Source organism: Pseudohoeflea suaedae (genome assembly GCF_004354915.1).
Taxonomy (GTDB): Bacteria; Pseudomonadota; Alphaproteobacteria; order Rhizobiales; family Rhizobiaceae; genus Pseudohoeflea; species Pseudohoeflea suaedae.
The window spans coordinates 41,502-66,068 of the sequence record NZ_SMSI01000001.1 but is presented as its reverse complement, the minus strand read 5'-3'; the positions used below and the strand labels follow the sequence as shown (position 1 = coordinate 66,068).

Annotated in this window: 22 protein-coding genes; 14 read left to right on the top strand and 8 right to left on the bottom strand. The window is 62.6% G+C overall.

Going from position 1 to position 24,567, the window contains the following annotated elements; all coding sequences use genetic code 11:
- Nucleotides 1–110: 110 nt before the first annotated feature.
- Nucleotides 111–1,073 carry a galactofuranose ABC transporter, galactofuranose-binding protein YtfQ gene (gene ytfQ, locus E2A64_RS00300; protein WP_133282464.1) on the bottom strand — a complete coding sequence of 321 codons (963 nt, stop codon included), beginning with the start codon at nucleotides 1,071–1,073 and terminating at the stop codon, nucleotides 111–113.
- 211 nt (nucleotides 1,074–1,284) lie between these two features.
- Between ytfQ and E2A64_RS00295 the strand changes: the two genes are divergently transcribed.
- The gene (locus E2A64_RS00295; protein ID WP_133282463.1) at nucleotides 1,285–2,085 is read left to right on the top strand and encodes a DUF2189 domain-containing protein; all 801 of its coding nucleotides are present in this window, start codon (nucleotides 1,285–1,287) and stop codon (nucleotides 2,083–2,085) included.
- 16 nt (nucleotides 2,086–2,101) lie between these two features.
- Here the strand turns inward: E2A64_RS00295 and E2A64_RS00290 are convergent, their stop codons facing one another.
- On the bottom strand, nucleotides 2,102–2,476 hold the full coding sequence (locus E2A64_RS00290) for an ArsR/SmtB family transcription factor (RefSeq protein WP_133282462.1): 375 nt from the start codon (nucleotides 2,474–2,476) through the stop codon (nucleotides 2,102–2,104).
- 83 nt (nucleotides 2,477–2,559) lie between these two features.
- On the bottom strand, nucleotides 2,560–3,417 hold the full coding sequence (locus tag E2A64_RS00285) for a MurR/RpiR family transcriptional regulator (RefSeq protein WP_133282461.1): 858 nt from the start codon (nucleotides 3,415–3,417) through the stop codon (nucleotides 2,560–2,562).
- Between the two features lie 181 nt (nucleotides 3,418–3,598).
- Here E2A64_RS00285 and E2A64_RS00280 point away from each other — a divergent pair, with 181 nt between their 5' ends.
- The 9 genes from E2A64_RS00280 (at nucleotide 3,599) to pyc (ending at nucleotide 16,109) form a co-directional block, all read left to right on the top strand.
- Entirely contained in the window at nucleotides 3,599–4,345 is a 747-nt protein-coding gene (locus E2A64_RS00280; RefSeq protein WP_133282460.1) for an N-formylglutamate amidohydrolase, read from the top strand.
- A gap of 39 nt (nucleotides 4,346–4,384) precedes the next feature.
- The gene (locus tag E2A64_RS00275; RefSeq protein WP_133282459.1) at nucleotides 4,385–4,912 is read left to right on the top strand and encodes a TRAP transporter small permease subunit; all 528 of its coding nucleotides are present in this window, start codon (nucleotides 4,385–4,387) and stop codon (nucleotides 4,910–4,912) included.
- Entirely contained in the window at nucleotides 4,909–6,243 is a 1,335-nt protein-coding gene (locus tag E2A64_RS00270) for a TRAP transporter large permease (RefSeq protein WP_133282458.1), read from the top strand. The genes E2A64_RS00275 and E2A64_RS00270 overlap by 4 nt, the downstream gene beginning before the upstream one ends.
- A gap of 48 nt (nucleotides 6,244–6,291) precedes the next feature.
- Complete coding sequence (locus E2A64_RS00265; RefSeq protein ID WP_133282457.1) at nucleotides 6,292–7,338, top strand: TRAP transporter substrate-binding protein; 1,047 nt, start codon at nucleotides 6,292–6,294, stop codon at nucleotides 7,336–7,338.
- A 98-nt stretch (nucleotides 7,339–7,436) separates the two neighbouring features.
- A complete protein-coding gene (locus E2A64_RS00260; RefSeq protein ID WP_133282456.1) occupies nucleotides 7,437–8,801 on the top strand; it encodes a glutamine synthetase family protein in 1,365 nt (454 codons plus the stop codon).
- Between the two features lie 136 nt (nucleotides 8,802–8,937).
- Nucleotides 8,938–10,323: an aldehyde dehydrogenase family protein gene (locus E2A64_RS00255; protein WP_133282455.1), complete on the top strand. Its 1,386-nt coding sequence runs from the start codon at nucleotides 8,938–8,940 to the stop codon at nucleotides 10,321–10,323.
- On the top strand, nucleotides 10,320–11,465 hold the full coding sequence (locus E2A64_RS00250) for an iron-containing alcohol dehydrogenase (RefSeq protein ID WP_133282454.1): 1,146 nt from the start codon (nucleotides 10,320–10,322) through the stop codon (nucleotides 11,463–11,465). Before E2A64_RS00255 ends, E2A64_RS00250 begins: the two co-directional genes overlap by 4 nt.
- A 252-nt stretch (nucleotides 11,466–11,717) precedes the next feature.
- Entirely contained in the window at nucleotides 11,718–12,458 is a 741-nt protein-coding gene (locus E2A64_RS00245; protein ID WP_133282453.1) for a helix-turn-helix transcriptional regulator, read from the top strand.
- A gap of 189 nt (nucleotides 12,459–12,647) precedes the next feature.
- Nucleotides 12,648–16,109 (top strand): pyruvate carboxylase, encoded by a 3,462-nt coding sequence (gene pyc / locus E2A64_RS00240; RefSeq protein WP_133282452.1) that lies wholly within the window; start codon nucleotides 12,648–12,650, stop codon nucleotides 16,107–16,109.
- 113 nt (nucleotides 16,110–16,222) lie between these two features.
- On the opposite strand, the gene E2A64_RS00235 is transcribed toward pyc, so the two are convergent.
- Nucleotides 16,223–16,372 (bottom strand): DUF3309 family protein, encoded by a 150-nt coding sequence (locus E2A64_RS00235; protein WP_133282451.1) that lies wholly within the window; start codon nucleotides 16,370–16,372, stop codon nucleotides 16,223–16,225.
- Between the two features lie 194 nt (nucleotides 16,373–16,566).
- Between E2A64_RS00235 and E2A64_RS00230 the strand changes: the two genes are divergently transcribed.
- Complete coding sequence (locus tag E2A64_RS00230) at nucleotides 16,567–17,337, top strand: DeoR/GlpR family DNA-binding transcription regulator (protein WP_133282450.1); 771 nt, start codon at nucleotides 16,567–16,569, stop codon at nucleotides 17,335–17,337.
- Complete coding sequence (locus E2A64_RS00225; protein WP_133282449.1) at nucleotides 17,334–18,518, top strand: MFS transporter; 1,185 nt, start codon at nucleotides 17,334–17,336, stop codon at nucleotides 18,516–18,518. Before E2A64_RS00230 ends, E2A64_RS00225 begins: the two co-directional genes overlap by 4 nt.
- Here the strand turns inward: E2A64_RS00225 and E2A64_RS00220 are convergent.
- Nucleotides 18,510–19,415, bottom strand: coding sequence for a LysR family transcriptional regulator (locus E2A64_RS00220; RefSeq protein WP_133282448.1), 906 nt, complete (start codon nucleotides 19,413–19,415; stop codon nucleotides 18,510–18,512). The two genes, E2A64_RS00225 and E2A64_RS00220, sit on opposite strands and share 9 nt — an antisense overlap.
- Nucleotides 19,416–19,510: 95 nt before the next feature.
- On the opposite strand from E2A64_RS00220, the gene E2A64_RS00215 reads away from it, so the two are divergent.
- Complete coding sequence (locus tag E2A64_RS00215) at nucleotides 19,511–20,464, top strand: NAD(P)H-binding protein (RefSeq protein ID WP_158285650.1); 954 nt, start codon at nucleotides 19,511–19,513, stop codon at nucleotides 20,462–20,464.
- A gap of 13 nt (nucleotides 20,465–20,477) precedes the next feature.
- Here E2A64_RS00215 and E2A64_RS00210 read toward each other — a convergent pair whose 3' ends face one another.
- The 3 genes from E2A64_RS00210 to E2A64_RS00200 are packed head-to-tail and all read right to left on the bottom strand — an operon-like array spanning nucleotide 20,478 to nucleotide 23,831.
- Nucleotides 20,478–21,116 carry a hypothetical protein gene (locus tag E2A64_RS00210; protein ID WP_133282446.1) on the bottom strand — a complete coding sequence of 213 codons (639 nt, stop codon included), beginning with the start codon at nucleotides 21,114–21,116 and terminating at the stop codon, nucleotides 20,478–20,480.
- An 11-nt stretch (nucleotides 21,117–21,127) separates the two neighbouring features.
- On the bottom strand, nucleotides 21,128–23,365 hold the full coding sequence (locus E2A64_RS00205; RefSeq protein ID WP_133282445.1) for a xanthine dehydrogenase family protein molybdopterin-binding subunit: 2,238 nt from the start codon (nucleotides 23,363–23,365) through the stop codon (nucleotides 21,128–21,130).
- Between the two features lies 1 nt (nucleotide 23,366).
- On the bottom strand, nucleotides 23,367–23,831 hold the full coding sequence (locus tag E2A64_RS00200) for a (2Fe-2S)-binding protein (protein ID WP_174235758.1): 465 nt from the start codon (nucleotides 23,829–23,831) through the stop codon (nucleotides 23,367–23,369).
- A gap of 54 nt (nucleotides 23,832–23,885) precedes the next feature.
- On the opposite strand from E2A64_RS00200, the gene E2A64_RS17960 reads away from it, so the two are divergent.
- A complete protein-coding gene (locus tag E2A64_RS17960; protein WP_206662405.1) occupies nucleotides 23,886–24,500 on the top strand; it encodes a TetR/AcrR family transcriptional regulator in 615 nt (204 codons plus the stop codon).
- Nucleotides 24,501–24,567: the final 67 nt, after the last annotated feature.

The window sequence follows — 24,567 nt, the reverse complement described above, 5'->3', positions numbered from 1 at the left end:
CCTCGAATGCAATAAGTCTACGCGGCCGTCGCCGGCACCCGCACGGGGCCGGCGACGCTCATGAAAGACCGGCGGCCAGGCTGGCCGGCCACCGGTTCGTCACCGAAGGATCAGTAGCCGAGGTCCTTCTTTTCCTCGTAGACCTTCTGCGGATCGTCGTTCTGGGTGTAGAGCTTCGATTCTGTCTGAATGAATTTCGCCGGCTTGGTGCCGTCCTTGAAGTAGGCATCCAGTGCGTCGAAAGCGGGACCTGCCATGTTCGGGGTCAGTTCCACGGTCGCGTTGGCTTCGCCCGCGGCCATGGCCTGGAAGATGTCCGGCACGGCGTCGATGGAAACCACGAGGATATCCTCGCCCGGCTTGAGGCCGGCTTCCTTGATGGCCTGAATGGCGCCTACGGCCATGTCGTCATTATGGGCGTAGAGCGCGCAGATGTTCTTGCCGCCGTCCTCGGCCTTGAGGAAGCTTTCCATGACTTCCTTGCCCTTGGTGCGGGTGAAGTCACCGGTCTGGCTGCGGATAAGCTTGATGTTGTCATGGCCGTTGATGGCCTGCTCGAAACCGTTCTTGCGGTCGATCGCCGGCGACGAGCCGGTCGTGCCCTGCAGTTCGACGACGTTGCAATCCTTGCCGCCAAGTTCGTCGACCAGCCACTGGCCGGCCACATTGCCTTCATGGACGAGGTCCGAACCGACGGCCGTCAGGTAGAGGTCATCGGAGGAATCCACCATGCGGTCGAGAAGGACCACGGGGATCTCGGCTTCCTTTGCTTCCTGAAGCACCGCATCCCAGCCCGTGGCGACGACCGGGGCGATGAGGATCGCGTCCACGCCCTGGGCGATGAAGGAGCGCAGGGCCTTGATCTGGTTTTCCTGCTTCTGCTGTGCATCGGCGAATTTGAGATCGATGCCGCGTTCCTCGGCCTGGCTCTTCGTCAACGTGGTTTCGGCGGCGCGCCAGCCCGATTCCGAGCCGATCTGCGAGAAGCCGATGGTCTGAGCAATGGCGCTTGAAGACATGAGTGCGACCGACGCGAGAAGGCTCGCGCCGAGAATTGCTTTTCTCGAAAGCATGAAAGTTCCTCCCTAAAGCTTTCCGGGCGTTTGCCCTGAATGGAAAAAATCATACTATATTATTTTTGTAAATCGTATTACCCCGCTTTTGTGCCGGCAAAGACTGCTGCGCTGCAGCAGAATTTGCGGAAAGTCTTGTTTTTCAAGTCGTTCGGGAGCAGACTCTGCTGAGCCGATCTGGAGGGAGCGGTCGTAATACAGGGAGGAAGGCATGGAAAACCGGCAAGTTGCGGTCCCGCCGACGCTTTCGCGAGTGCCCCGGATGCGTGCGGTCACGTTCGCCGATATTACCGGCAGCCTGAAAGATGGCTGGGCCGATTTCAAGGCATTCCCGTTCTACGGTCTCGCCTTTGGCGGGGTCTATGCGGCCGGCGGCCTTCTCATTCTCTACATCGTCACCCGTATCGGGGCGCCCTGGATGATCATTCCGCTGGCGATCGGATTTCCGCTGATCGCACCCTTCGTCGCGGTGGGGCTTTACGAAATCAGCCGCAGGCGCGCGGCCGGCGAGCCGGTCACGCGGGAGGCGGTCTTCGCCCATGTCTTCCGCCAGCGTGAACGGCAGCTCGGCTGGATGGCCTTTGTGGTCCTGTTCATCTTCTGGATCTGGATCTACCAGGTGCGCCTGCTTCTGGCTCTGTTCCTGGGCTTCAAGTCGTTCTCGAGTTTCCAGGCTTTCGCGCACATCATGACGACGACCTCCGAAGGCTGGGGCTTTCTCATTGTCGGAACGATCGTCGGCGCGGCGCTTGCGACCGCGCTGTTCTCTGTCACGGTCGTGGCCATGCCGATGCTGATGGAGCGCGACATCGATTTCGTGTCGGCGATGATCGCCAGCGTTCAGGCGGTGGTGAAATCGCCCGTTTCGATGCTGGGATTCGGCGCGCTTATCGGTGCATTGACGATCGTCGCGCTCGTGCCGGCATTTCTCGGGCTGATCGTGGTGTTGCCGATTCTCGGGCACGCGACATGGCGGCTTTACGAGCGCATGAGCGAGACGGAAGCCGCCTGAGATCGGGGCGGCATCGTCAGATGGCGTATTCGCCGTATGAATCGTATTTGTTTGAGGTCACCGTTTCACGGTCCAGCTTGCTCAGCAGCTCATGGCAGAGCGTGTTGCTGCCGTTGCAGCAATCCTCGATGACGAAGCGAAGCAACTCGCCAAGTCCCTTGAAGTTGGCGCTGTAGAGAACGGTGCGGCCCTTGCGATGCCGCGTGACCAGTCCCGCATTCAGCAGGATGCCGAGATTTGTGGACATGGTATTCTGGCGAATACCAAGCTGGTCGCCGATTTCCCCGGAAGGAACGCCATCGGGGCCGGCTTGCAGGAGTAATTGAAACGTGGTCAGTCGCGTATCCTGACCAAGGGCTGAAAAAGCTTCGACGGCACGTAATTTATCCATTTCTTATAAATAATTAACTTTAACGCGCCGGGCAAGACTCAAGACTCTACCAGTATGGTTTTATAATGTTTGCGCACAGGCGATTAGTCCTGCTGCGGCGTCTTGTTCCAGTGGATGTCTTCCAGCGCCTGCATCCGGTTCTGGGCGTTACTCCACTGCCGGCGCGAAACGCGATCGATCAAGGCTTCGGCGAGAGCCAGGAGCGGTACGCTCGAATCCCAGGTCCTGCCGGCCTCCACCACACAGGGCAGCACCACATGGGCGGAACGGGCAAGAGGCGAGAGCCAGGGATCGGTGATGAGTACTATTCTGGCACGGCGTTCGAGGAGGATCTCTCCCAGCCGAACGAGATCGGTCTGGTAGCGGCGGATGTCGAACAGGACCACCACGTCCCCGGGCTTCATGTCGAGAAGCTGATCGTGCCATGTCGAGGTCTGTCCGGTGAAACGGCGGACATTGGGCCGGATGATGCGCAGATGGGCCGCCATGTAGCCGGCGATGAAGTCGGTAAAACGTCCGCCGAGAAAATAGCAGGCTGACTTCGGATCGGACATCAGTTCGCAAGCGGCATCGAACTCGCTCTCCGGGATCGCCTTGAGGGTGGCGTCGAGGTTCGCGGCCACGCCTGCAAAGCTCGTGGTGAGCCCCGGCGTATCGGGCTGGATCGACTTGGTGGACCGACCGCGCTCCAATGGCGAAGGGGAGGCCATCTGGGCCTGAACCTCGTCGCGCAGGGCGCGCTGGAATTCCGGATACGACTCGAAGCCCAGGCGCGTGACGAAGCGCAGGACGGTGGGCGCGCTGGTGCCCGCGGCCTTGGCCAGTTCGGCGATTGTCGACAGCCCGGCGCTCGGATAGAGCGCCAGAAATGCATGGGCGACCTTCTTCTCGGCGCCCGGAAGGGCGCCCAGTTTCGCATGGACCTGTTCGCGGATCGTCATGGCGGGCGCCTCCTGTCACCGAAATGTAATAGAAATTACAGGATTGACAAGGCGAGACGTTTCCTAATCATTATTACACAAAGGAATGCCGCAGGCCCTTCTTTGGCCAAAGCGGTGCGGAGTGGGAACAGGTATAGTGTCAGACAGCCCTCTTTTGGGACCCAAGGATATTGCGCCCGCCATGGTCGAGCGACCGGAGGCGGCCGGAGACATCGTGCTGGTGTGCGAGCATGCGTCGAAGACCATGCCCGCGAGCCTCGGCGATCTCGGTCTCGACGCGGAAGCCCTTGAAAGCCACATCGCCTGGGACATCGGCGCGCTGCCCGTTGCACGCGGCCTCTCCGAGGCGCTCGACGGGACGCTGGTCGCGCAGGCCTATTCGCGCCTTGCCTATGACTGCAACCGTCCGCCGGAATCGCCCGGCGCGGTGCCGGAGAAGAGCGAAGTCTTCGTGGTGCCGGGCAATACGGGGCTGACGGGTCCCGAACGTCAGGCGCGCGCCGAGGGGCTTTACGAGCCGTTTCACGCCGCTCTCGAGGGCGTGCTCGACCGCCGCGCCGCACTTGGCCGGCCGACGATCCTGGTCACGGTGCATTCGTTCACGCCTGTCTATTTCGGCGAGAACCGCGACGGTCACCTGGGCATTCTCCATGATGCGGATTCGCGCTTTGCCGATGCGATGCTGCAGGCCGCAGACGAGGCCGGGCTTGAACTCGTGCGCCGCAACTATCCTTATGACGCTTCCGACGGCGTGACCCACACATTGCAGCGCCATGCCATTGCGCGCGGCATCCCGAATGTCATGCTCGAGATCCGCAACGACCTGATCGCGCAAGAGGCCGGCCAGAAGGAATGGACTGGAATCATTGCCGGACTGGTTCGCAGAGCGGCCGAGAAGGGCCGGGAAGGGGAGCGTCTGCATGCCTGAGACAAGGCCTGAAACCTTCAGCGAGCGGGAGGTGCGGTCATGAACGGCGTCATCGCCTATATCCGTTTCGTGGACGCCTTCAACCGGCGCGTCGGACGTTTCGCCATGTACCTCATCTTCGCGCTGATGGGCGTGCTGCTCTGGTCGTCGGTGACCAAGTACGCCGGAATGCCGGCACTCTGGACGCTGGAGGCGGCGCAGTTCGTCATGGTCGCCTACTATACCCTCGGCGGCGCCTATTCGATGCAGCTCGGCGACCATGTGCGCATGGACCTTGCCTATGGCGGGCTGTCGCACCGGCGCAAGGCGATGATCGACGGCCTGTCGATCCTGTTCCTGATCTTCTACCTCGTGGTGCTCCTGTATGGCGGCATCTCCTCGACCACCTATGCAATAGAGTATGGCGAGCGCGCTCACTCGGTCTGGCGGCCTTATATGTGGCCGGTCAAGCTGGTCGCCACGGTCGGTATCTTCTTCATGCTCATGCAGGCCGTCGCCGAGTTCCTCCGCGACATCCTCTTCCTGCGCGGCACCAGCATCAACCACGCAAGCGAGGCGGGCCTGTGAGTTACGAACTGATCGCCCTGTTCATGTTCGCCTCGATGATGGCGCTGCTGCTCACCGGGCAGCGCGTCTTCGGCGTGATCGGCGCCGTCGCCGTCATCGCAGCCCTGCCGCTGTGGGGCACGGGCGGGGTGGAGATCGCCTTCGCGCAGTCGATCAAGCTGATGAAATGGTACCCGCTGCTGACGCTGCCGATGTTCATCTACATGGGCTACATGCTGTCGGAGAGCCGGATCGCCGATGACCTCTACCGGATGTTCCATGTCTGGTTCGGCCCGATTCCCGGCGGTCTCGCCATCGGCACGATCGGTCTGATGGTCATCATCTCGGCGATGAACGGACTTTCGGTCGCCGGCATGGCAATCGGCGCAACCATCGCGCTGCCCGAACTTCTACGCCGGGGCTACGACAAGCAGATGATTACCGGCGTGATCCAGGGCGGTTCGTCGCTAGGCATCCTCATCCCGCCCTCGGTTGTGCTCGTTCTCTACGGCATGATCGCGCGCCAGCCGGTCAGCCAGCTCTGGCTTGCGGGTGTGTTCCCCGGCCTTCTGATGGCGACACTGTTCATCGTCTATATCGCCGTGCGCTGCCGCATCCAGCCGGAACTCGGGCCGCCGCTCAGCCGCGAGGAGCGCGACGCGATCACCTGGAAGGAGCGCTTCGCGCTGCTGCGTGCCGGCATCCTGCCCTTCATGATCTTCTTCCTGATGAACGGCCTGTTCCTGATGGGTATCACCAGCCTGGTGGAAAGCTCGGCCGTCGGCGCGCTCGCGGCCACGCTCGCCGCGGTCATCAAGCGCCGGCTGACCAGGGAGGTCTTCGAAAACACCGTACGCAAGACGCTCGGCATTTCCTGCATGTTCATGTGGATCATTCTGGCGGCACTTTGCTTCGGCGCCGTGTTCGACGGACTTGGCGCGGTGCGGGCCATCGAGAACTTCTTCCTCGGACAGCTTGGTCTGGAGCCCTGGCAGGTCCTCGTCCTGATGCAGCTGAGCTTCCTGCTGATGGGGACGTTTCTCGACGATACGGCGATGCTCGTCATCGTCGCGCCGCTCTACGTGCCGCTGGTCAAGATGCTCGGCTTCGATCTCATCTGGTACGGCGTGCTCTACACGATCACCTGCCAGATCGCCTACATGACCCCGCCCTTCGGCTATAACCTGTTTCTCATGCGTGCGATGTCGCCGCCGGAGGTCAAGCTCAAGGACATTTACATGTCCGTCATCCCATTCGTCGCGGTGATGCTTATCACCCTCATCATCGTGATGGTCTTCCCGGAACTGGCTTTGTGGCTGCCGGAACAGTTCCGCGGCAAACTGCAAGGGTAACAAAAACGACAAAAACAAACGGCAGACCACCAGAAGGAGAACACCAACATGCTTAAACGGCGTCAATTACTTACCAAGGCCGGCATTGCCGGTGCCGCGGCGACGACCACGCTTGCCGCTCCCCCGGTGATCGCTCAGGAACCGATCCGCTGGCGCATGCAGACCTATGCCGGCGCCACGCTCGGCCAGTATGTCACACAGCCCTTCGTCGATGCCTTCAACAAGGCAGCCGACGGCGAGATGGTGATCGAACTCTTCTTCGCCGACCAGATCGTTCCCACCGGCGAACTCTTCCGCGCCATGCAGGCCGGTACCATCGACGCCGTCCACTCGGACGACGATTCGATGGCGTCCCCGGTCGAAGTCGGGGTGTTCGGCGGCTACTTCCCGTTTGCCACGCGTTCGATCCTCGACGTGCCGGTGCTGTTCGAACAGTACGGCCTCAAGGACATCTGGAAGAAGGCCTATGCGGATGCCGGCGGTGTCGTCTGGCTTTCGGCAGCGGGTCAGGACCCCTGCAACTTCAACACAAAGAAGGAAATCACGAGCATCGACGACCTGTCGGGTCTCAAGCTCTACACCTTCCCGACGGCCGGCCGCTTCCTCGCCCAGTTCGGTGTCGTTCCGGTCTCGATCCCCTACGAAGACGCCGAAGTCGCCGTCCAGACGGGCGAGCTCGACGGCATGTCCTGGTCGGGTATCACCGAAGACTACACGGTGGGCTGGGCCGATGTGACCGACTACTTCCTGACCAACAACATCTCGGGCGCCTGGATCGGTTCCTGGTTTGCCAACGAGAAGAAGTGGGCGGACCTGCCGGACCACCTCAAGCAGCTCTACATGTCCTGCATGGAAGGCGGTCACACGTTCCGCAACCAGTGGTACTGGGGCGGCGAGGCAAAGCTGCGCGCCACCGGCGACAAGCTTCAGCTGCGCACCGTTCCGGCCAAGGAATGGAAGGAAGTGGAGAACGCCGCGATCAAGTTCTGGGACGAGATCGCCGCGGAGAGCGAAACCAAGGCCAAGGTGGTCCAGATCTTCAAGGACTACAACAAGGTCATCAACAGCGCCGGATTCCCTTACAACAACGACTAAGGGTATCGGGTCCGAAATCGCCGCCTCCCGGATTTTCCGGGGGGCGGTTTGCAGTCAACGCGGTCCGCGACGGACGAAGCTAAACACAGGTGTCACCCATGGCCGGTAATCTCACGATCGAGGAACTCAGGAAAGCGGCCGAGGCCGGCGGAATCGATACGGTTCTCGTCTGCTGCGTGGACATGCAGGGACGCCTGATGGGCAAGCGCTTCCATGTCACGAACTTCCTCGAAAGCTCCCACGAGGAGACGCATTGCTGCAATTACATGCTTGCAACCGACCTGGAGATGGCGACGCCCGACGGCTATGCGACGACGAGCTGGCAGGCAGGCTACGGCGACTATGTGATGAAGCCGGATCTTTCGACGATGCGCCGGGTTCCCTGGCTCGAAGGCACCGCACTGGTGCTCTGCGACCTCCTCGACCATCACACCCACGAGCCGGTGCCGCAGTCGCCGCGCCAGATCCTCAAGGTCCAGCGCGCGCGCCTCAAGGAACTCGGCTACGAGGCGATGATGGCCACAGAACTGGAATTCTTCCTGTTCGAGCAGAGCTACCGCGATCTTGCCCGTTCGGGCTATCGCGACCTGCAGCCGATCAGCGATTACAACGAGGACTACCATATCCTCCAGACGACCAAGGAAGAGGGCATCATGCGCCCGGTCCGCAATCATCTGGTTGCCGCCGGTGTTCCGGTCGAGAATTCCAAGGGCGAGGCCGAAACCGGCCAGGAAGAGCTCAACATCCGCTATGCCGAGGCGCTCGATTGCGCCGACCACCACACCATCGCTAAGCATGCGGTCAAGGAAATCGCCTGGATGCACGGCAAGGCCGCGACCTTTCTGCCCAAGTGGGACGCCAGGAAGGTGGGCTCCTCCTCGCACGTCCACATGTCGTTGTGGGCTGACGGCAAGCCGGCCTTCTACGACAAGGATGCCGACCACGGCATGTCGGAGCTCATGCGCCACTTCATGGCCGGGCTTATCGAATATGCCGACGAGTACACGGTCTTCCTGGCGCCCTATGTCAACAGCTACAAGCGCTTCATGAAAGGCACCTTCGCGCCGACCCGGCTCGTCTGGTCGGTCGACAACCGCACGGCCGGTTTCCGGCTCTGCGGCGAGGGCTCCAAGGGTGTCCGGGTGGAATGCCGCATCGGCGGATCGGATCTCAATCCGTTCCTCGCGCTTGCCGTCCTGCTGGCTGCCGGCATCGCCGGAATCGAGGAGAAGCTGGAACTGGCAGAGCCCACCCGTGGCGACATCTACCAGAACGAAAAGGCCCGGCACATTCCCTCCTCGCTGCGCGAGGCGACGGAAACGCTGCGCGGGTCGAAGATGCTGCGTGCCGCCCTTGGCGATGCGGTGGTCGACCATTATGTGCGTTGCGCCGAATGGGAGCAGGAAGAGTTCGACAAGGCGGTCACCGACTGGGAACTCAAGAGAGGTTTCGAAAGGGCGTGACGCCGCGATGGACGGGGCGAATGGTCCGCCCGCCTGTCGTGACAGGAAAACCGGCTCGAGCCGGAAATAATAACCGCGTTTCATGCCGGACAGGCCAGGCAAGGCTGCCGTGCGAAACGCTTCTAGGAGACGGAAAATGTCTGTTCTGAAATGTATTTCCCCCGTCGACGGTTCGGTCTTCGCCGAACGCGACACTCTCGACAAGGCGGCCGCGGAAGCCGTTGTCGCAAAGGTACGCGCCGCACAGCCGGCATGGGCCGCCCGCCCGCTCGCCGAGCGCATCGAACTGGTCAAGGCGGGCATCAAGCGCCTCAACGAGATGACCGAGGAAGTGGTGCCCGAGCTGGCCAAGATGATGGGCCGACCGATCCGCTACGGCGGCGAGTTCGGCGGCGTCAACGAGCGCACCGCCTACATGGCCGAGATCGCGGAACGGGCGCTGTCTCCGATCGTCATCGAAGAGTCGGACAAGGCCACCCGGAAGATCGAGCGCGTGCCGCATGGCGTCGTCTTCGTGATCGCGCCGTGGAACTACCCCTACATGACGGCGATCAATACGATCGTGCCGGCGCTGATCGCGGGCAACACGGTGATCATCAAGCATTCGACGCAGACGCTTCTCGTCGGCGAGCGCATCGCGCGGGCCTTCCAGGAAGCCGGCGTCCCCGAGGATGTGTTCACCAATGTCTTCCTCGATCACCCGGTCTCCGAAGCGCTGATCTCCTCTGGCGCCTTCGACTTCATCAACTTCACCGGATCGGTCGGTGGCGGCAAGGCCATCGAGAAGGCGGCTGCCGGCACCTTCACCGGTACCGGGCTCGAGCTCGGCGGCAAGGATCCGGGCTATGTGATGGAAGATTGCGATCTCGACTGGGCCGTCGATACGCTGATGGACGGCGCGCTCTTCAATGCCGGCCAGTGCTGCTGCGGCATCGAGCGCATCTATGTGGCGCGGTCTCTCTACGACGCATTCGTCGAAAAGGCGAAGGCCTGGGCCGAGAACCTCAAGCTGGGCAATCCGCTCGATCCGGAAACCACGATCGGGCCGATGGCCAATGTGCGTTTCGCCAAGGAGGTGCGCGAACAGACCAGCGAAGCCATCGCCGACGGCGCGAAGGCTATCGTCGATCCGGCCAGGTTCCCGGAAGATGACGGCGGCGCCTACCTGATGCCGCAGATCCTCGTCGACGTGAACCACGACATGCGCGTGATGCGGGATGAAAGCTTCGGGCCGGTCGTCGGCATCATGCCCGTCGACAGCGACGAGGAAGCCATCAGGCTGATGAACGACTGCCAGTACGGTCTCACCGTGTCGCTCTGGACCAACGACCCCGAGCGGGCCGAGCGCATCGCCGACGCGATGCAGACCGGGACCGTGTTTCTGAACCGCGCCGACTATCTGGATCCGGCACTCTGCTGGACCGGCTGCAAGGACACCGGCCGCGGCGGCTCGCTGTCCGAGATCGGCTACCACAACCTGACCCGACCGAAATCCTATTACATGAGAAAGAAAAAGGCATGAGTCTCGTCGCCAACTGGTCATATCCCACTGCCGTGCGCTTCGGCGCGGGCCGTATCAGCGAACTAGCCGACGCCGCCAAGGCTGCCGGCATGAAGAAGCCGTTGCTCGTCACCGACAAGGGGCTGGCCTCGCTGCCGATCACGGCAAACGCACTCGACATCCTGGATGCCGCCGGTCTCGGCCGCGGTCTGTTTTCCGACGTCGATCCCAATCCGAACGAGATCAATCTCGCCGCCGGTATCGAGGCCTTCAAGGCAGGCGGCCACGACGGCATCATTGCGTTCGGCGGCGGTTCCGGCCTCGATCTCGGCAAGACGATCGCGCTGATGGTCGGCCAGTCGCGCCCGGTGTGGGATTTCGAGGATATCGGCGATTGGTGGACGCGAGCGGATGCCGATGCCATCGTTCCGATCATAGCCGTTCCGACCACGGCCGGAACCGGTTCGGAAGTGGGCCGCGCGGGCGTGATCACCAATTCGGAAACGCACGTGAAGAAGATCATCTTCCATCCCAAGATGCTTCCGGCAATCACGATCTGCGATCCCGAACTGACCGTCGGCATGCCGAGGATGATCACGGTCGGGACCGGTATGGATGCCTTCGCGCACTGTCTGGAGGCCTATTCCTCGCCCTTCTATCACCCGATGTCGCAGGGTATCGCGCTCGAGGGCATGCGGCTGGTGAAGGAGAACCTTCCGAAGGTCGTGGCCAACCCGAACGATATCGACGCGCGCGCGGAGATGATGAGCGCGGCGGCCATGGGCGCGGTCGCCTTCCAGAAGGGGCTCGGCGCAATCCATTCCCTGTCGCATCCGGTCGGGGCGATCTACAACACTCACCACGGACTGACCAATGCGGTGGTGATGCCAGCCGTACTGGTCTTCAACCGCGCGGCAATCGAGGATCGCATTGCGCGTGCGGCCGCCTATCTGGGTATAGAGGGCGGCTTTGACGGTTTCCTCGACTACGTCATCACGTTGCGCAAGGAGCTTGGCGTGCCGGACAAGCTGTCCGAGATCGGCGTCGGCAGCGACCGGATCGATGAGATGGTGAAGATGGCGCTTGTCGACCCCACGGCAGGTGGAAACCCGGTGAAGCTGACAGAAGAAAATACCAGAGAACTCTTCGTAGCCTGCATCTAACTCTGGATATCTAGATATAATACAATACAGGCCGGTCCCGATGGGGCCGGCTTTTTTGTTGAAATGTCACGAGACCATACGATAATTTTTTGCAATACTTGCATATTGTAACTTACCTTGCATTTCGCTAGTTGACCCGGCGCGCGGTAAGGCCGATTTTCTCCCAATAATTTACAGGGTTTCGGTGCGCCGTGAGGCGTCGCCACGAAGATTTTATAAAATGCCGTCGGCTACTCTAATATTGGTGAGGGAATGGACAAAGCAGCACTATTCCGGTTTCTTGAGCTCGATATTTCAGATGCGAGTTGCGATGAAATCAACGTATTGCTCGAAGATGTGGTCGATGAAGCCGGTTTCGACTTCTTCACTCTGACCCGTCAGCCGCTTCTCCGCGCGGAGCAGGAAAGCCTGGTGCTGGCTGGACGGTGGCCGGATGGCTGGCCGGAAATCTATGTCAAGCGCAAGTACTCGGTCATAGATCCCACCTTGCGATATCTCGGCTATTGCCAGAACGGCTTCCGCTGGCGGGAGGCCGCGGCTTTTTTCGAGGAAGACCCGCAAGCCAAGCGCATCATGCGGATGCTCAAGCAGGCGAAGAAATTCGGGCTGGAGGACGGTTACGTCTTTCCGGTGCATGGCCGCCAGGGGCTGGCCGGCACGTTGACAGTGGCCGGGCGCCCGGTGGAGCTGTCCGCCGGCGAGGTTCTGATGTTCGAGGCGGTTGCCCGCAAGGCTCTCTGGGCGCTCCTCGAAAGCTCAAATCTCGGTGTTCCGGTTTCCGACCCGGCCAATCGCAGCCATAACATGACAAAGCGTGAGATCGAGACGCTGAGCCTCCTTGCCCAGGGCTATACGTCGGGCGAGATGGGGTCGACGCTCGGACTCTCCACCCACACGGTCGACTGGTACATGAACGGCATCCAGAACAAGCTCGATGCGCGCAACCGCCATCATGCGGTGGCGATTGCGTTCAGGCGCGGGCTCATCTCCTAGACCTCCCGCTCGCCTGGCCTGCCGCTGCAAAGCAAAACTCCCGGGGCGGATTCCGCGCCCCGGAACATGACGATCGCTGAATCGTTATGATCAAGCGTTTGGTTGCACTGCACAAAATCTGACTGTAAGATTTTCCCAGCACTGAGCCAGCGTGCATTTTGCATTCTGTGCGAGCTTGGGAGGGTATCTGTGTCAATTTCGAAAATTCTCGTCGCCAACCGGTCCGAAATCGCCATCCGCGTGTTCCGCGCGGCCAACGAGCTCGGCATCAAGACCGTCGCCATCTGGGCCGAGGAGGACAAGCTCGCACTGCATCGTTTCAAGGCTGACGAGAGCTATCAGGTTGGGCGAGGCGACCATCTGGAGCGTGATCTCGGTCCGATCGAAAGCTATCTCTCGATCGACGAAGTGATCCGCGTGGCCAAGCTTTCCGGTGCGGACGCGATCCATCCCGGTTACGGCCTTCTCTCCGAAAGCCCCGAATTCGCGGATGCCTGTGCCGAAGCCGGCATCACCTTCATCGGGCCCAAACCCGAAACCATGCGGCGGCTCGGCAACAAGGTGGCCGCCCGCAACCTCGCCATCGAGATCGGCGTCCCGGTGGTCCCGGCCACCGAGCCGCTGCCGGACGACATGAAGGAAGTCGAGCGTCTTGCGGACGAGGTCGGCTATCCGATCATGCTGAAGGCATCCTGGGGCGGCGGCGGACGCGGCATGCGCGCCATCCGCTCGAAGGACGAACTTGCCCGAGAGGTGACCGAAGCCAAGCGTGAAGCCAAGGCCGCTTTCGGCAAGGACGAGGTCTATCTCGAAAAGCTCATCGAGCGCGCCCGCCATGTCGAGGTGCAGGTTCTGGGCGATACGCACGGCAATGCGGTCCACCTCTTCGAGCGTGACTGTTCGATCCAGCGCCGCAACCAGAAGGTCGTCGAGCGCGCGCCGGCTCCCTATCTCGATGCCGCTCAGCGCGCGGAACTTTCGGGCCATGCGCTGAAGATCGCGAAGGCCACGGACTATATCGGCGCGGGCACGGTCGAATTCCTGATGGATGCCGATACCGGCAAGTTCTATTTCATCGAGGTCAATCCACGTATCCAGGTCGAGCATACGGTGACCGAGGAAGTCACCGGCATCGATATCGTCAAGGCGCAGATCCATATCCTCGACGGGTTCGCGATCGGGACGCCGGAATCCGGTGTCCCTGCGCAGGAAGACATCAAGCTCAACGGCCACGCATTGCAGTGCCGGATCACCACCGAGGATCCCGAGCAGAACTTCATTCCGGATTACGGCCGCATCACCGCCTATCGCGGCGCGACGGGCTTCGGTATTCGTCTGGATGGCGGCACCGCCTATTCGGGCGCGGTGATCACCCGGTTTTACGATCCGCTGCTCGAGAAGGTCACCGCCTGGGCGCCGACGCCCGAGGAAACCATCCAGCGGATGGACCGGGCGCTGCGCGAGTTCCGCATTCGCGGCGTTGCGACGAACCTCACCTTTCTGGAAGCCATCATCGGCCACCCGAAATTCCGCGACAATACCTATACGACGAAGTTCATCGACAACACGCCGGAGCTGTTCAGCCAGGTCAAGCGCAAGGACCGGGCGACCAAGCTTCTCACCTACCTCGCCGACGTCACCGTCAACGGCCATCCGGAAACCCGTGACCGTCCGCGCCCGGCGGAAGATGCCGCCGCGCCGCGCGTGCCCTATACCGATCGCCCGATCGTCGACGGGACCAAGCAAAGGCTCGATGCGCTCGGGCCGGAAAAGTTCGGCGAATGGATGCGGAATGAAAAGCGCGTCCTGATGACCGACACGACCATGCGTGACGGACACCAGTCGTTGCTCGCCACTCGAATGCGCACTGACGACATCGTCAAGATCGCCGGGACCTACGCGCGTGCGCTGCCCGAGCTCCTGTCGCTCGAATGCTGGGGCGGGGCGACCTTCGACGTCGCCATGCGGTTCCTGACCGAGGACCCCTGGGAGCGCCTCGACAAGATCCGCAACAACGCGCCGAACCTGCTTCTGCAGATGCTCCTGCGCGGCGCCAACGGTGTGGGCTACAAGAACTACCCGGACAATGTGGTGAAGTATTATGTCCGCCAGGCGGCTGCGGGGGGTATCGATCTCTTCCGCGTCTTCGACTGCCTGAACTGGGTCGAGAACATGCGGGTGTCGATGGATGCGGTTCGCGAGGAGAACAAGCTCTGCGAGGCGACGATCTGCTATACGGGCGACATCCTCAATTCCGCACGCCCGAAATACGATCTGAAATACTACACCAATCTCGCCGTCGAGCTCGAAAAGGCGGGCGCGCACATCATCGCCGTCAAGGACATGGCGGGGCTTCTCAAGCCCGCTGCCGCCACGCAGCTCTTCAAGGCGCTGCGCGAGGCGACGGATCTGCCGATCCACTTCCATACGCATGATACGTCGGGCATTTCCGCGGCGACGGTCCTCGCGGCAGTCGATGCCGGCGTGGACGCGGTGGACGCGGCGATGGACGCGCTTTCGGGCAATACATCGCAGCCCTGTCTCGGCTCCATCGTCGAGGCGCTGCACGGTCACGAGCGCGATCCCGGTCTCGATCCGGAATGGATCCGCCGCATCTCGTTCTACTGGGAAGCCGTGCGCAATCAGTATGCGGCCTTCGAGAGCGACCTGAAGGGGCCGGCATCGGAAGTCTATCTGCACGAAATGCCGGGCGGGCAGTTCACCAACCTGAAGGAGCAGGCGCGATCGCTGGGGCTCGAGACGCGCTGGCATGAGGTCGCGCAGGCCTATGCCGACGCCAACCAGATGTTCGGCGATATCGTGAAGGTGACGCCGTCCTCGAAGGTGGTGGGCGATATGGCGCTGATGATGGTGAGCCAGGACCTCACTGTCGCTGACGTCGAAAACCCCTCCAAGGACGTCTCCTTCCCGGATTCCGTGGTCTCGATGATGCGGGGCGATCTGGGGCAGCCGCCCTCCGGCTGGCCGAAGGATTTGCAGAAGAAGGTGCTCAAGGGCGAGAAGGCCTACACCGATCGGCCGGGTTCGCTGCTGCCGGACGCCGATCTCGATGCCGAGCGCAAGGAGATCGAGACCAAGCTGGAGCGTGCGGTGAGCGACCTCGAATTCGCCTCCTATCTCATGTACCCGAAGGTCTTCACCGATTATGCCGTTCTGGCCGAAACCTACGGCCCCGTCAGCGCCCTGCCGACGCCCGCCTATTTCTACGGGCTCGATGTCGGCGACGAGATGTTCGTGGAGATCGAACAGGGCAAGACGCTCGTCGTGCGCAATCTCGCCACTGGCGAGACCGATGACAAGGGCATGGTCACGGTGTTCTTCGAGCTCAACGGTCAGCCGCGCCGCGTCAAGGTGCCCGACCGCATCCATGGCGCTTCAGCCGCCGCGGTCCGCCGCAAGGTCGATCCGACCAACGAGGCGCATGTCGGCGCGCCGATGCCCGGCGTGATCTCCACCGTCGCGGTTTCGAGCGGACAGGAGGTCAAGGCCGGCGACGTGCTCGTGTCCATCGAGGCGATGAAGATGGAAACCGCGATCCATGCCGAACGCGACGGCAAGGTTGCGGAGGTTCTCGTCAAGGCCGGCGACCAGATCGATGCCAAGGACCTGATCGTGGTCTACGAAGGGTAGCGCTCCAGGTGAGCCATCGACAGACGCAATGAAGAAGGCCGCCGGGTGACCGGCGGCCTTCTTGCATATCTGCGGGTGGGTGACGCCGATGCGAGACGCGTCGGCGCTTCGGCTTATATGTGCCCAAGCAGCATCAGGATGATGACGATGACGAGCACGACACCGAGGATGCCCATCGGGGCGTTGCCGAAGCGGGCGCGCGTGGGGATCGCGCCGATCAGAAGCAGAATAAGGATGATCAGCAGAATTGTACCGATGGACATATGAAATCTCTCCAGTTTCAAAAAGACCCCGGGGGTTCGGGCTCAGCTTCAACGCGCCGCGGCCAGGGCTGGTTCCAATTTCGCCACATTTCCTCTGACGGTTGCCTGTTCTTGCCGATTTCCGCGTAATTGACACAAAAGGTGAGTCATAATATGCACGCTTTTGCGGTTTTGAGCGTGAAGGTGCATGATTAATGCTGACACGAGAACGCCAGGAGGTGATACGCGCCAGACTTGATCTGTCGGGGCGGGTCGTCGCTGCGGATCTGGCGCGGGAATTTGCCGTCTCGGAAGATACAATTCGGCGGGACTTGCGCGAGCTTGCCGCCGAGGGGATCTGCGAGCGAGTCTATGGCGGTGCGCTTGTTCGCGTGCCGGCGCGACCGTTCAGCGAGAGAATGTCCGAGAACCAGCCGTTGAAGTCGGTGTTCGGCGCGGAGATCGCGTCCCTGCTTCCGGACGGCGGTCTCGTGTTCATCGATGCGGGAACGACCAATCTCTCGGTGGCGGAGGCGATCGGGTCGGGGCGCGACATGACGGTGATGACCAATGCGCCGGCAATCGCTGCAATGCTGACGGTTTCGAGCGATGTGGAAGTTATGCTGACGGGCGGCAGAGTGGACCGGAAAATCGGCGGTGCGATCGATACACGGGCAGTGACCTCGCTCGACGGTATCTATCCCGACGTGTTCGTCCTGGGGACCTGCGGCATCGTGCCGGGCGAGGGGTTGTTCGCCTCCCGCGCCGATGAGCAAACGTTCAAGGCGGAGGTGGCAAGGCGCAGTCGACGGATCATCACAGCGGCCGACACCGCAAAATTCGAGACTGCGGCGCCCTACCGCATCACTGCCTTCTCGCCGGAGGTGACGCTTCTGGTCGAGAACGGGAATTCCAATGACATGTCTGCGATTGCAGAAGCTGGTGCGCGGATCGTGCCAGTGGCCGCCGGGAGAGCAAACACATGAGCACGATCGAGACGGGACGCCGCCCGCTTTTCACGCGCGAGCGCGGGGCAATTGCCCTGTTGTTCCTGCAGAACGGTTACCTGATCGGCAACTGGGCGCCGAAGGTTCCGGAATTCGCCGCGAGGCTGGAATTGCAGGAATCGGTGATCGGGCTGATGGTGCTGTTCTTCGGCCTCGGTTCGATGGCCGCGATGCCGCTTGTCGGGTGGTGGGTGTCGAGATACGGATCGCACGGGCTCTTGCGGGTGATGGTCTTCGTCATCACGCCTGTCTTCATCCTCATCAACCTGGCGCCCGACGCGGTCATGGGTGCATTGGCGCTCGCCGTGATGGGCGCGACGGTCGCCGGAACCGACGTGGCGATGAACGCCAATGCGGTGGAGGTCGAGCGTAGCGAGCGGCGCGCGATCATGTCCTCGTGTCACGGATTCTGGAGCCTCGGTGGCCTGATCGGCTCCGCATCGGGCGGACTGATCATCGATCTCGCGGGCAACTGGGCGCATGCAGGGATCGTCACCATCGTTGCGCTCATACTCGGTTTTCTCGCCTGGCCGCGCATCTACTCCGACCGCCCGCATCCGGATGAGGAAGGCGTCGATGGAGCACCGGTCACCGTGCCGCCCTTCCGTAACATCGCCCTCTGGCTGATGGGGCTGATGTGCCTTTTCTCGATGATCCCGGAAGGTGCGAGCCTCGACTGGAGCGCGCTCTATCTGCGCAATGAATTCGGAGCGGATGCAGCCCTGTCGGGCCTTGCCTTTGCGGCCTTCTCCGCGGGGATGGCGATGATGCGTTTTCTCGGCGATGCCATACGCGACAGGTTCGGCGCGGTCAGGACGGTGCGGGTTTCGGTGGGTTTCACCATTGCCGGGCTGCTGCTTGCCGGCAATGCGCCCGGTGCCGCATGGGCGGTTGCCGGTTTTGCAATCGCCGGGCTCGGTATCGCCAACATGGTGCCGGTGCTGTTTTCGGCGGCGGGAAACATGCCGGGTCTGCGCAAGGGCGTCGGCATCTCCTTCGTCACCTTCTTCGGCTATTCGGGGCTTTTGTTCGCGCCGTCCCTGATCGGGTTGGTGGCCGAGCAGCTCGGTCTTGCGATCGTCTATGTGGGTATCTGTGCTCCGCTTGTCGTCGTGCTCGCCGGCTCGCGGCTGGCGCGCTACGCCGACAGGTCAGAGTGAGCGGGCCCATTCGCCGGCGATATAGGCGGTCAGGCCTTCCTCCAGCCCATCGAGGACGGCGCTGATGCGCGGCGCGTGACGGATGTCACGATGCGCGGTCAGCCAGACGGGGAGGCTCGGGATCCGGAGATCCGGCAGCACCGTCTCGAGATCAGGCTCGGCCTCGAACAGGGGCTTCTGGGCAAAGCCGATACCGGCCCCCTGTCTGAGCGCCTGCCAGAGAACGAGATGATTGTCGCTTCTGATCCTGAAGAAGGAGCGGTCGATCGCAACGCCGAATGCGGCAAAGCCACGCTGTAGCGCATCGTCCCGGTCAAACCCGAGAACATCGTGTTCGAGAAGATCGCTCGCGGTGTTCGGTCTGCCGCGGCGCTCGAAATAATCGCGCCTTGCACCGGCGACCAGCGGGATGTCGCCAATATGGCGAGTGACCAGGTCGACCTGCGCGGGCTTGACCATGCGGATCGCGATATCGGCATCGCGCCTGAGCAGGTTGTCGACGGAATCGGTGGCCACGATCTCGATCTCGAGTTCCGGGTGCTGTCGCCGCAGACCGGCGACAATCCGGGGCAGGACGAGACTTCCGATGACGACGCTCGCCGTGATGCGGACGGTGCCCCTCACGTCCCGGCCGCCGCCCGCCGCCCGGCGGAGGATCGCGTCGGAGGCATCGCGCATGGCGCGGATATCGGCGAGGAATGCCGCACCCGCCTCGGTGACCTCCTGTCCCTGCGGCGTGCGTCTGAGCAGGGTCGCGCCGATCCTGCCTTCCAGTTCGGCGACGTGGCGGCCAAGCGTCGGCTGGCTCGCCTCCAGCCGCCTTGCGGCAGCCGTCAGGCTTCCGGTCTCCACGACGGCGAGAAAACTCTTGAGCAGGTTCCAGTCCAGATCTTGCATGCATTCATTTTTGAATGTCGAGCAAGCAATTGCAAGCAGTTTTCATTCAAAATCAGATGATCCATCTTCCTGTCACACGAACAAGGAGATCGGAAATGTCACTCACAATCGCAGTTCTCGGCGCCAGAGGGCGCCTCGGTCACGTCGTCACGCAAGCGGCCATGGCCGCAGGTCATACCGTTCTCGCGATCACCCGCGACGGACATCTGCCGGACGAACTGGCGGGCGCCGAAGCGCGTCGCGCGGATGCCATGAAGGCCGACGAGCTGATTGTGGCCACTGAAGGCGCGGATGTGATCTTCAACGGGCTCAACCCGCTTTATCCGGACTGGGCCGAGATGTGCCCGGTGCTGACCGAAAACGTCATTGCCGCCGCCAAGGCGCACAAGGCCTTCCACCTCTTTGCCGGCAATGTCTACAATTACGGCCACGAAATCCCGGCGGTTGCGGGGCCGGACACGCCATCGGTCGGTTCGGTGAAAAAGGGTGCGATTCGCATCGCCATGGAAGCCCGGTTCGAAGAGGCCGCGCGCGACGAGGGCGTGCCGACCACCGTGCTTCGGGCCGGTGACTTCTACGGCGGGCCAGGCCGGGGATCATGGTTCGACCTGGTGATCGCCGGCTCGCTGCACAGGCACAAATATGTCTGGCCGGGCCGCAGCGACATCGCCCATTCGTTCGCCTATCTGCCCGATCTGGCGAGGGCTTTCGTGATGCTGGCCGAACGGCACGCCGAGTTGCCGGGCTTCAACGTCTTCACCTTCTCAGGCCATACGATCACCGGCAACGAAATGGGTCGTCATCTCGATATCGCCACCGGCAAGCGGCTGCGTCGCGGTTCGCTGCCCTGGATCGCGCTGCGCGCCGCGGGGCTCTTCCGCCCGATGTGGCGTGAGGTCAGCGAGATGTCCTATCTCTGGTTCACGCCCCATGCGCTGGATGGCTCGAAGTTCGAAGACTTTGTCGGCGGCTTCGAGGCGACGCCTGTGAGCCGGGCAGTATCGGAAGCGGTGCTCGATCTCAAGGCAGAACGTCCCAAGGCCGCATAGCCGGTCCGGGGCATCAGCTGTCGGGGCAGGGTGCCCCGGCGGCGGCCCAGGTTTCGATGGCCTGGTAGGTTTCCTCGGCGCTTCCGGGAGCGGGCTCGCGATTGCCGCCGGGCTTCCAGCCCCAGGCGACCAGCTTGTCGTCGCGGACGTGGAGCGCCATCTCCTCCAGCGACCGGCCGCCGTTCCTCGCGGGATCCTTGAACTGATGGCAGATCTCGGCGGACGATTTGTCGATCCACTGCTGCTCGACGGGGGCGAGATGCCATTCGGGCGCCCCCGGGGCGGCATGCGGTTCGCCCGTCTGGGTTTCCATATGGCAGGTCTGGCACTGGATGAACTCCGCGCCTATGCGGCTTTCTCCGCCGGAAACATGCATGCCGTGCGGCTGGCGCGCGCCATAGCTTGGTCCCGACCAGACAGGAATGTTGTCCGGGCCGACATGGCAGTTGGCGCAACGGGGATGGCTGGCGACGGCGTAGACCGTGTCCCAGGCGGCGAGGCCTTCCTCGACCGGCACCGAAGGTTCGGGCGCCACGGTCTGGGTGGCGGGTGCCTCTGTCGCCGGAGGTCCGGACGCGGGGCTGTCGGTCTGGGCGGCAGCGAAGCTCGAAAGCGTGAGCAGCGCTATCGATGTGAGGAGTGCGGATTTCATGGCCTGTCTCCTCACACGAAGTCGATGTGCTTGTTGAACGGCATCTCGCGGATGCGCTGTCCGGTTGCCGCGAAGATCGCGTTGGCGAGTGCGGGTGCGGCGGGGGGCACGGGCGGTTCTCCGACCCCCTTCACCCGACCGCTGTTTTCGAGCATCCGCACTTCGATTTCGGGGCACTGGTAGAGCCGCATGCCCTCGAAATCGTGGAAGTTCGACTGTTGCGCCATGCCGTCGGAATAGGTGAGTTCGCAATTCATCGCGTGGCCAAGACCCCAGACGACGGCGCCCTGAACCTGGTTTTCGATATTGACCGGATCGATCACGCGGCCGACATCGGCTGCCACCCACACCTTGTCGATGCGGATGCCCTGGTCGGTGTTCGTGACTTCGACGACTTCCGCCGTCGGCACTCCGAAGCTTTCGACCATGGCGATGCCGCGCCCCTTGTTGACGGGAAGTTCCTCGCCCCAGTTCGACATCTCTCCGACCGCTTCAAGCACGCCGCGCGCGACATCCCAGTTGCAGAGCCTGAGGCGTTCCTCGAGAGGGTCTGCACCTGCCGCCGCTATCACCTCGTCGACGAAGCTTTCGATGAAGAAGCCTGCGGTCGAGGCGCCGACGGAGCGCCAGCTCGACGTGGGCGCAAGGCCCTCGACGGCATAGGCGCGGACCCGGAAGTTCGGCACGGCATAGGGGGCATTCCAGGCGCCCGCCGGAAGCTGCGAATCCGATCCCGGAACCGATACGCCGAGGCGGCCCATCTGTGAGCGCACGACGGAAGGGGATGCGATGTCGAGGGCAAGCGTCCGCACCTGGCCGTCGCGGGCGACACCCTGGCCGCGGGCGACGGCGATCTGGCGCGGATAGTCGGTGGCGAAATCCTCTTCGCGCGAGAGCGTGAGCTTGACGGGCGTTCCGCGCATCGCATTGGCGATCTCTGCCGCGGCGGTGATGTTGTGAAACTCCAGCCGGTGACCGAAGGAGCCGCCCGCATACTGGTTATGAAAGATCACCTGATCCTTCTCGTGACCGGTGATGGCGGCGACCTTTTCCTGCACATAGCGCGGGATCTGGTGCCCGGCCCATATCTCGGCCTTTTCGTCCGTCACGAGTGCCACTGCATTCAGCGGTTCGAGCGGCTGGTGGGCGAGATAGGGAGCGCGATACTCGACCTGGGTGACACCGCCCTCTGCGAGCCCGGTGTCGACTTCACCGTCATTACGCCATTCCGCGTCGAGGCTCCCGGAGGTGAAGCTCGCCGCGATCCTGTCCCAATGGCCGTCCTGCTCGGCGGGATAGTCTGATGGCGCCCAGTCGAAGCTGATCGCCTCGGCGGCCTTGAAGGCGCGCCAGGTATTGTCGGCGATCACGGCCACGCCGCCGGTGATTTCCATGACCCTCGCAACACCGCGCATGGTCTCTGCCTTCGCGGCATCGAAGCCGTTGAGCGCGCCGCGCCGCGGGCTCAGCCTGACGGTGGCGTGGACCATGCCGTCGAGCTTCATGTCGATACCGTAATGCAGCGCGCCGGTGGATTTGGCCACGATATCGGGGCGGCGGACATCCTTGCCGATGAGCCGCCATTTCGACGGATCGCGCAGGGCAACGCCGGTCACCGGCGCGATCTTCGCTGCGTCGGCGGCGAGGTCGGTATAGGGGATGGCCGTGCCGTCGGGCAGGATGACCGCGCCTTTCCCGGTTTTCAGTCCGGCGACGTCGACATCATGCTTCTTTGCCGCGGCGGCCTTCAGCGTCTCGCGGGCGATGGCGCCGGCTTCGCGGAGCTTGTCGAAACTGTCGGGTGTCGAGCTCGACCCGCCGGTGATCTGCATGCCGAGCAGCTTGAAGAGCGAGGTCATCGCGCCGCGCACGCCTTCGGCAACGATGCTGTCGTCCTGCGACATGAACGGCGCGGCTTCATTGCCCTGCGCCCTGTTCCAGTAAGCAGCGGAAGGCGGACCGAACTCGATCTCGTAGCCGCCGGGCTCGAGATCCATTTCCTCGGCGATCAGAAGCGACTGCATGCCGGCGGCGCCCTGTCCGAGATCGGCATGGGGTGCAATCAGCACGATCTTCTCGGGCGTGATCTTCACCCAGGGATTGAAGGTCGCGCCGTCGGGGCCGACCTCGCTCTCGAGCGGATTGGCGTGAGGGGTGCTGACGGCATAGACCCCGAAGGCCACGCCGCCGGCGATGACGGCGGAGCCCACGAGGAGCGTGCGGCGCGTGATGGTTCCGGCGCGGCTCATCTCAGGCGCTCCTCAGCTTGCCGGCGGCCGCGTGGATCGCGGCGCGTATGCGCGGATAGGTGCCGCAGCGGCAAAGATTGGCGCTCATGGCGCGGTCTATGTCTTCATCCGTCGGCTCGGGATGGAGATCGAGAAAGCTCGCCGCCTGCATGATCTGGCCGGACTGGCAGTAGCCGCACTGGGCGACCTGGTGTTCGATCCAGGCTTCCTGCACGGCATGCAGGGAATCGGGGGTTCCCAAGCCCTCGATGGTCACGATATCGGAGCCTGCGGCTTCGGAAACGGGCATCTGGCAGGCGCGCACGGCCATGCCGTCGACATGGACAGTGCAGGCGCCGCATTGGGCTATGCCGCATCCATATTTGGGACCGGTAATGCCGAGTTCGTCGCGCAGCACCCACAAAAGGGGCATGTCGGGTTCGACGTCGACCTGATGGATGGTATCGTTGACGCGCAGTTCCATGATTCCCTCCAGACGATCAATCTTGACAAAATAACAAAAAACGTCAGCATGTCAACAATGTCAGATCTCAGCTTCGATCAACTCGACCAGCGCCGCGCCGCCGTTCTGAAAGCCGCGCTCGACGTCTTCACCAGTTACGGATACCGGCGCACGACAATGGATGACATAGCGCGCGCGGCGGGAATGTCGCGTCCGGCCCTCTACACCCATTTCCGCAACAAGGAAGCGATCTTCCGCACCTTCGTGGAAATGTTCCTCGGCGCGATCGTGCAGGATGCGAAGGCGGTGCTCGCGACGAAGACGAATGTAGCGGACGGGCTGGAGGCCTTCTTCGATGCGGCTTTCGTGGCACCCTTCCGCGAGCTGATGGCCACCCAGCACGGCATGGAGCTCGCCGGCGTCAATGCCGAACTCTGCGGCGATCTCACCGAACAGTGGTTCGACGACCTGGAGGCGGTGCTGCGCGACTGGCTCGACGGCGCGGTGGCGGAGGGGCGGCTCAAGCTCGGCGGGCTGCGTTCCGCAGCGCTTGCGCGATTGTTGATCGACGCGGTGGAGGGCATCAAGTCCCGCGGCGGGGAAAAGGGACATCACGCCGATCCCGAGGCGATCACGGCCGAGATGACGCTGCTCGCGCAGATGGCTGCCCGGGCATATGGAGCACGGCCGTAACAGACATCTGTCTGCCACAAGTTCAGCTTATTTCCGGATTGCCGGGCATGCTCGGAGAGTTGACAAG

Bases quoted from the DNA above. Each gene is read 5' to 3' on its own strand.
- E2A64_RS00260 (WP_133282456.1), top strand. From the start codon at position 7,437: ATGGCCGGTAATCTCACGATCGAGGAACTCAGGAAAGCGGCCGAGGCC.
- E2A64_RS00280 (WP_133282460.1), top strand. From the start codon at position 3,599: ATGGTCGAGCGACCGGAGGCGGCCGGAGACATCGTGCTGGTGTGCGAG.
- E2A64_RS00235 (WP_133282451.1), bottom strand. From the start codon at position 16,372: ATGTCCATCGGTACAATTCTGCTGATCATCCTTATTCTGCTTCTGATC.
- E2A64_RS17960 (WP_206662405.1), top strand. From the start codon at position 23,886: ATGTCAGATCTCAGCTTCGATCAACTCGACCAGCGCCGCGCCGCCGTT.
- E2A64_RS00215 (WP_158285650.1), top strand. From the start codon at position 19,511: ATGTCACTCACAATCGCAGTTCTCGGCGCCAGAGGGCGCCTCGGTCAC.
- E2A64_RS00230 (WP_133282450.1), top strand. From the start codon at position 16,567: ATGCTGACACGAGAACGCCAGGAGGTGATACGCGCCAGACTTGATCTG.
- E2A64_RS00210 (WP_133282446.1), bottom strand. From the start codon at position 21,116: ATGAAATCCGCACTCCTCACATCGATAGCGCTGCTCACGCTTTCGAGC.
- E2A64_RS00205 (WP_133282445.1), bottom strand. From the start codon at position 23,365: ATGAGCCGCGCCGGAACCATCACGCGCCGCACGCTCCTCGTGGGCTCC.
- E2A64_RS00295 (WP_133282463.1), top strand. From the start codon at position 1,285: ATGGAAAACCGGCAAGTTGCGGTCCCGCCGACGCTTTCGCGAGTGCCC.
- E2A64_RS00225 (WP_133282449.1), top strand. From the start codon at position 17,334: ATGAGCACGATCGAGACGGGACGCCGCCCGCTTTTCACGCGCGAGCGC.
- E2A64_RS00275 (WP_133282459.1), top strand. From the start codon at position 4,385: ATGAACGGCGTCATCGCCTATATCCGTTTCGTGGACGCCTTCAACCGG.
- E2A64_RS00285 (WP_133282461.1), bottom strand. From the start codon at position 3,417: ATGACGATCCGCGAACAGGTCCATGCGAAACTGGGCGCCCTTCCGGGC.
- E2A64_RS00245 (WP_133282453.1), top strand. From the start codon at position 11,718: ATGGACAAAGCAGCACTATTCCGGTTTCTTGAGCTCGATATTTCAGAT.
- E2A64_RS00255 (WP_133282455.1), top strand. From the start codon at position 8,938: ATGTCTGTTCTGAAATGTATTTCCCCCGTCGACGGTTCGGTCTTCGCC.
- ytfQ (WP_133282464.1), bottom strand. From the start codon at position 1,073: ATGCTTTCGAGAAAAGCAATTCTCGGCGCGAGCCTTCTCGCGTCGGTC.
- E2A64_RS00220 (WP_133282448.1), bottom strand. From the start codon at position 19,415: ATGCAAGATCTGGACTGGAACCTGCTCAAGAGTTTTCTCGCCGTCGTG.
- E2A64_RS00290 (WP_133282462.1), bottom strand. From the start codon at position 2,476: ATGGATAAATTACGTGCCGTCGAAGCTTTTTCAGCCCTTGGTCAGGAT.
- E2A64_RS00250 (WP_133282454.1), top strand. From the start codon at position 10,320: ATGAGTCTCGTCGCCAACTGGTCATATCCCACTGCCGTGCGCTTCGGC.
- E2A64_RS00265 (WP_133282457.1), top strand. From the start codon at position 6,292: ATGCTTAAACGGCGTCAATTACTTACCAAGGCCGGCATTGCCGGTGCC.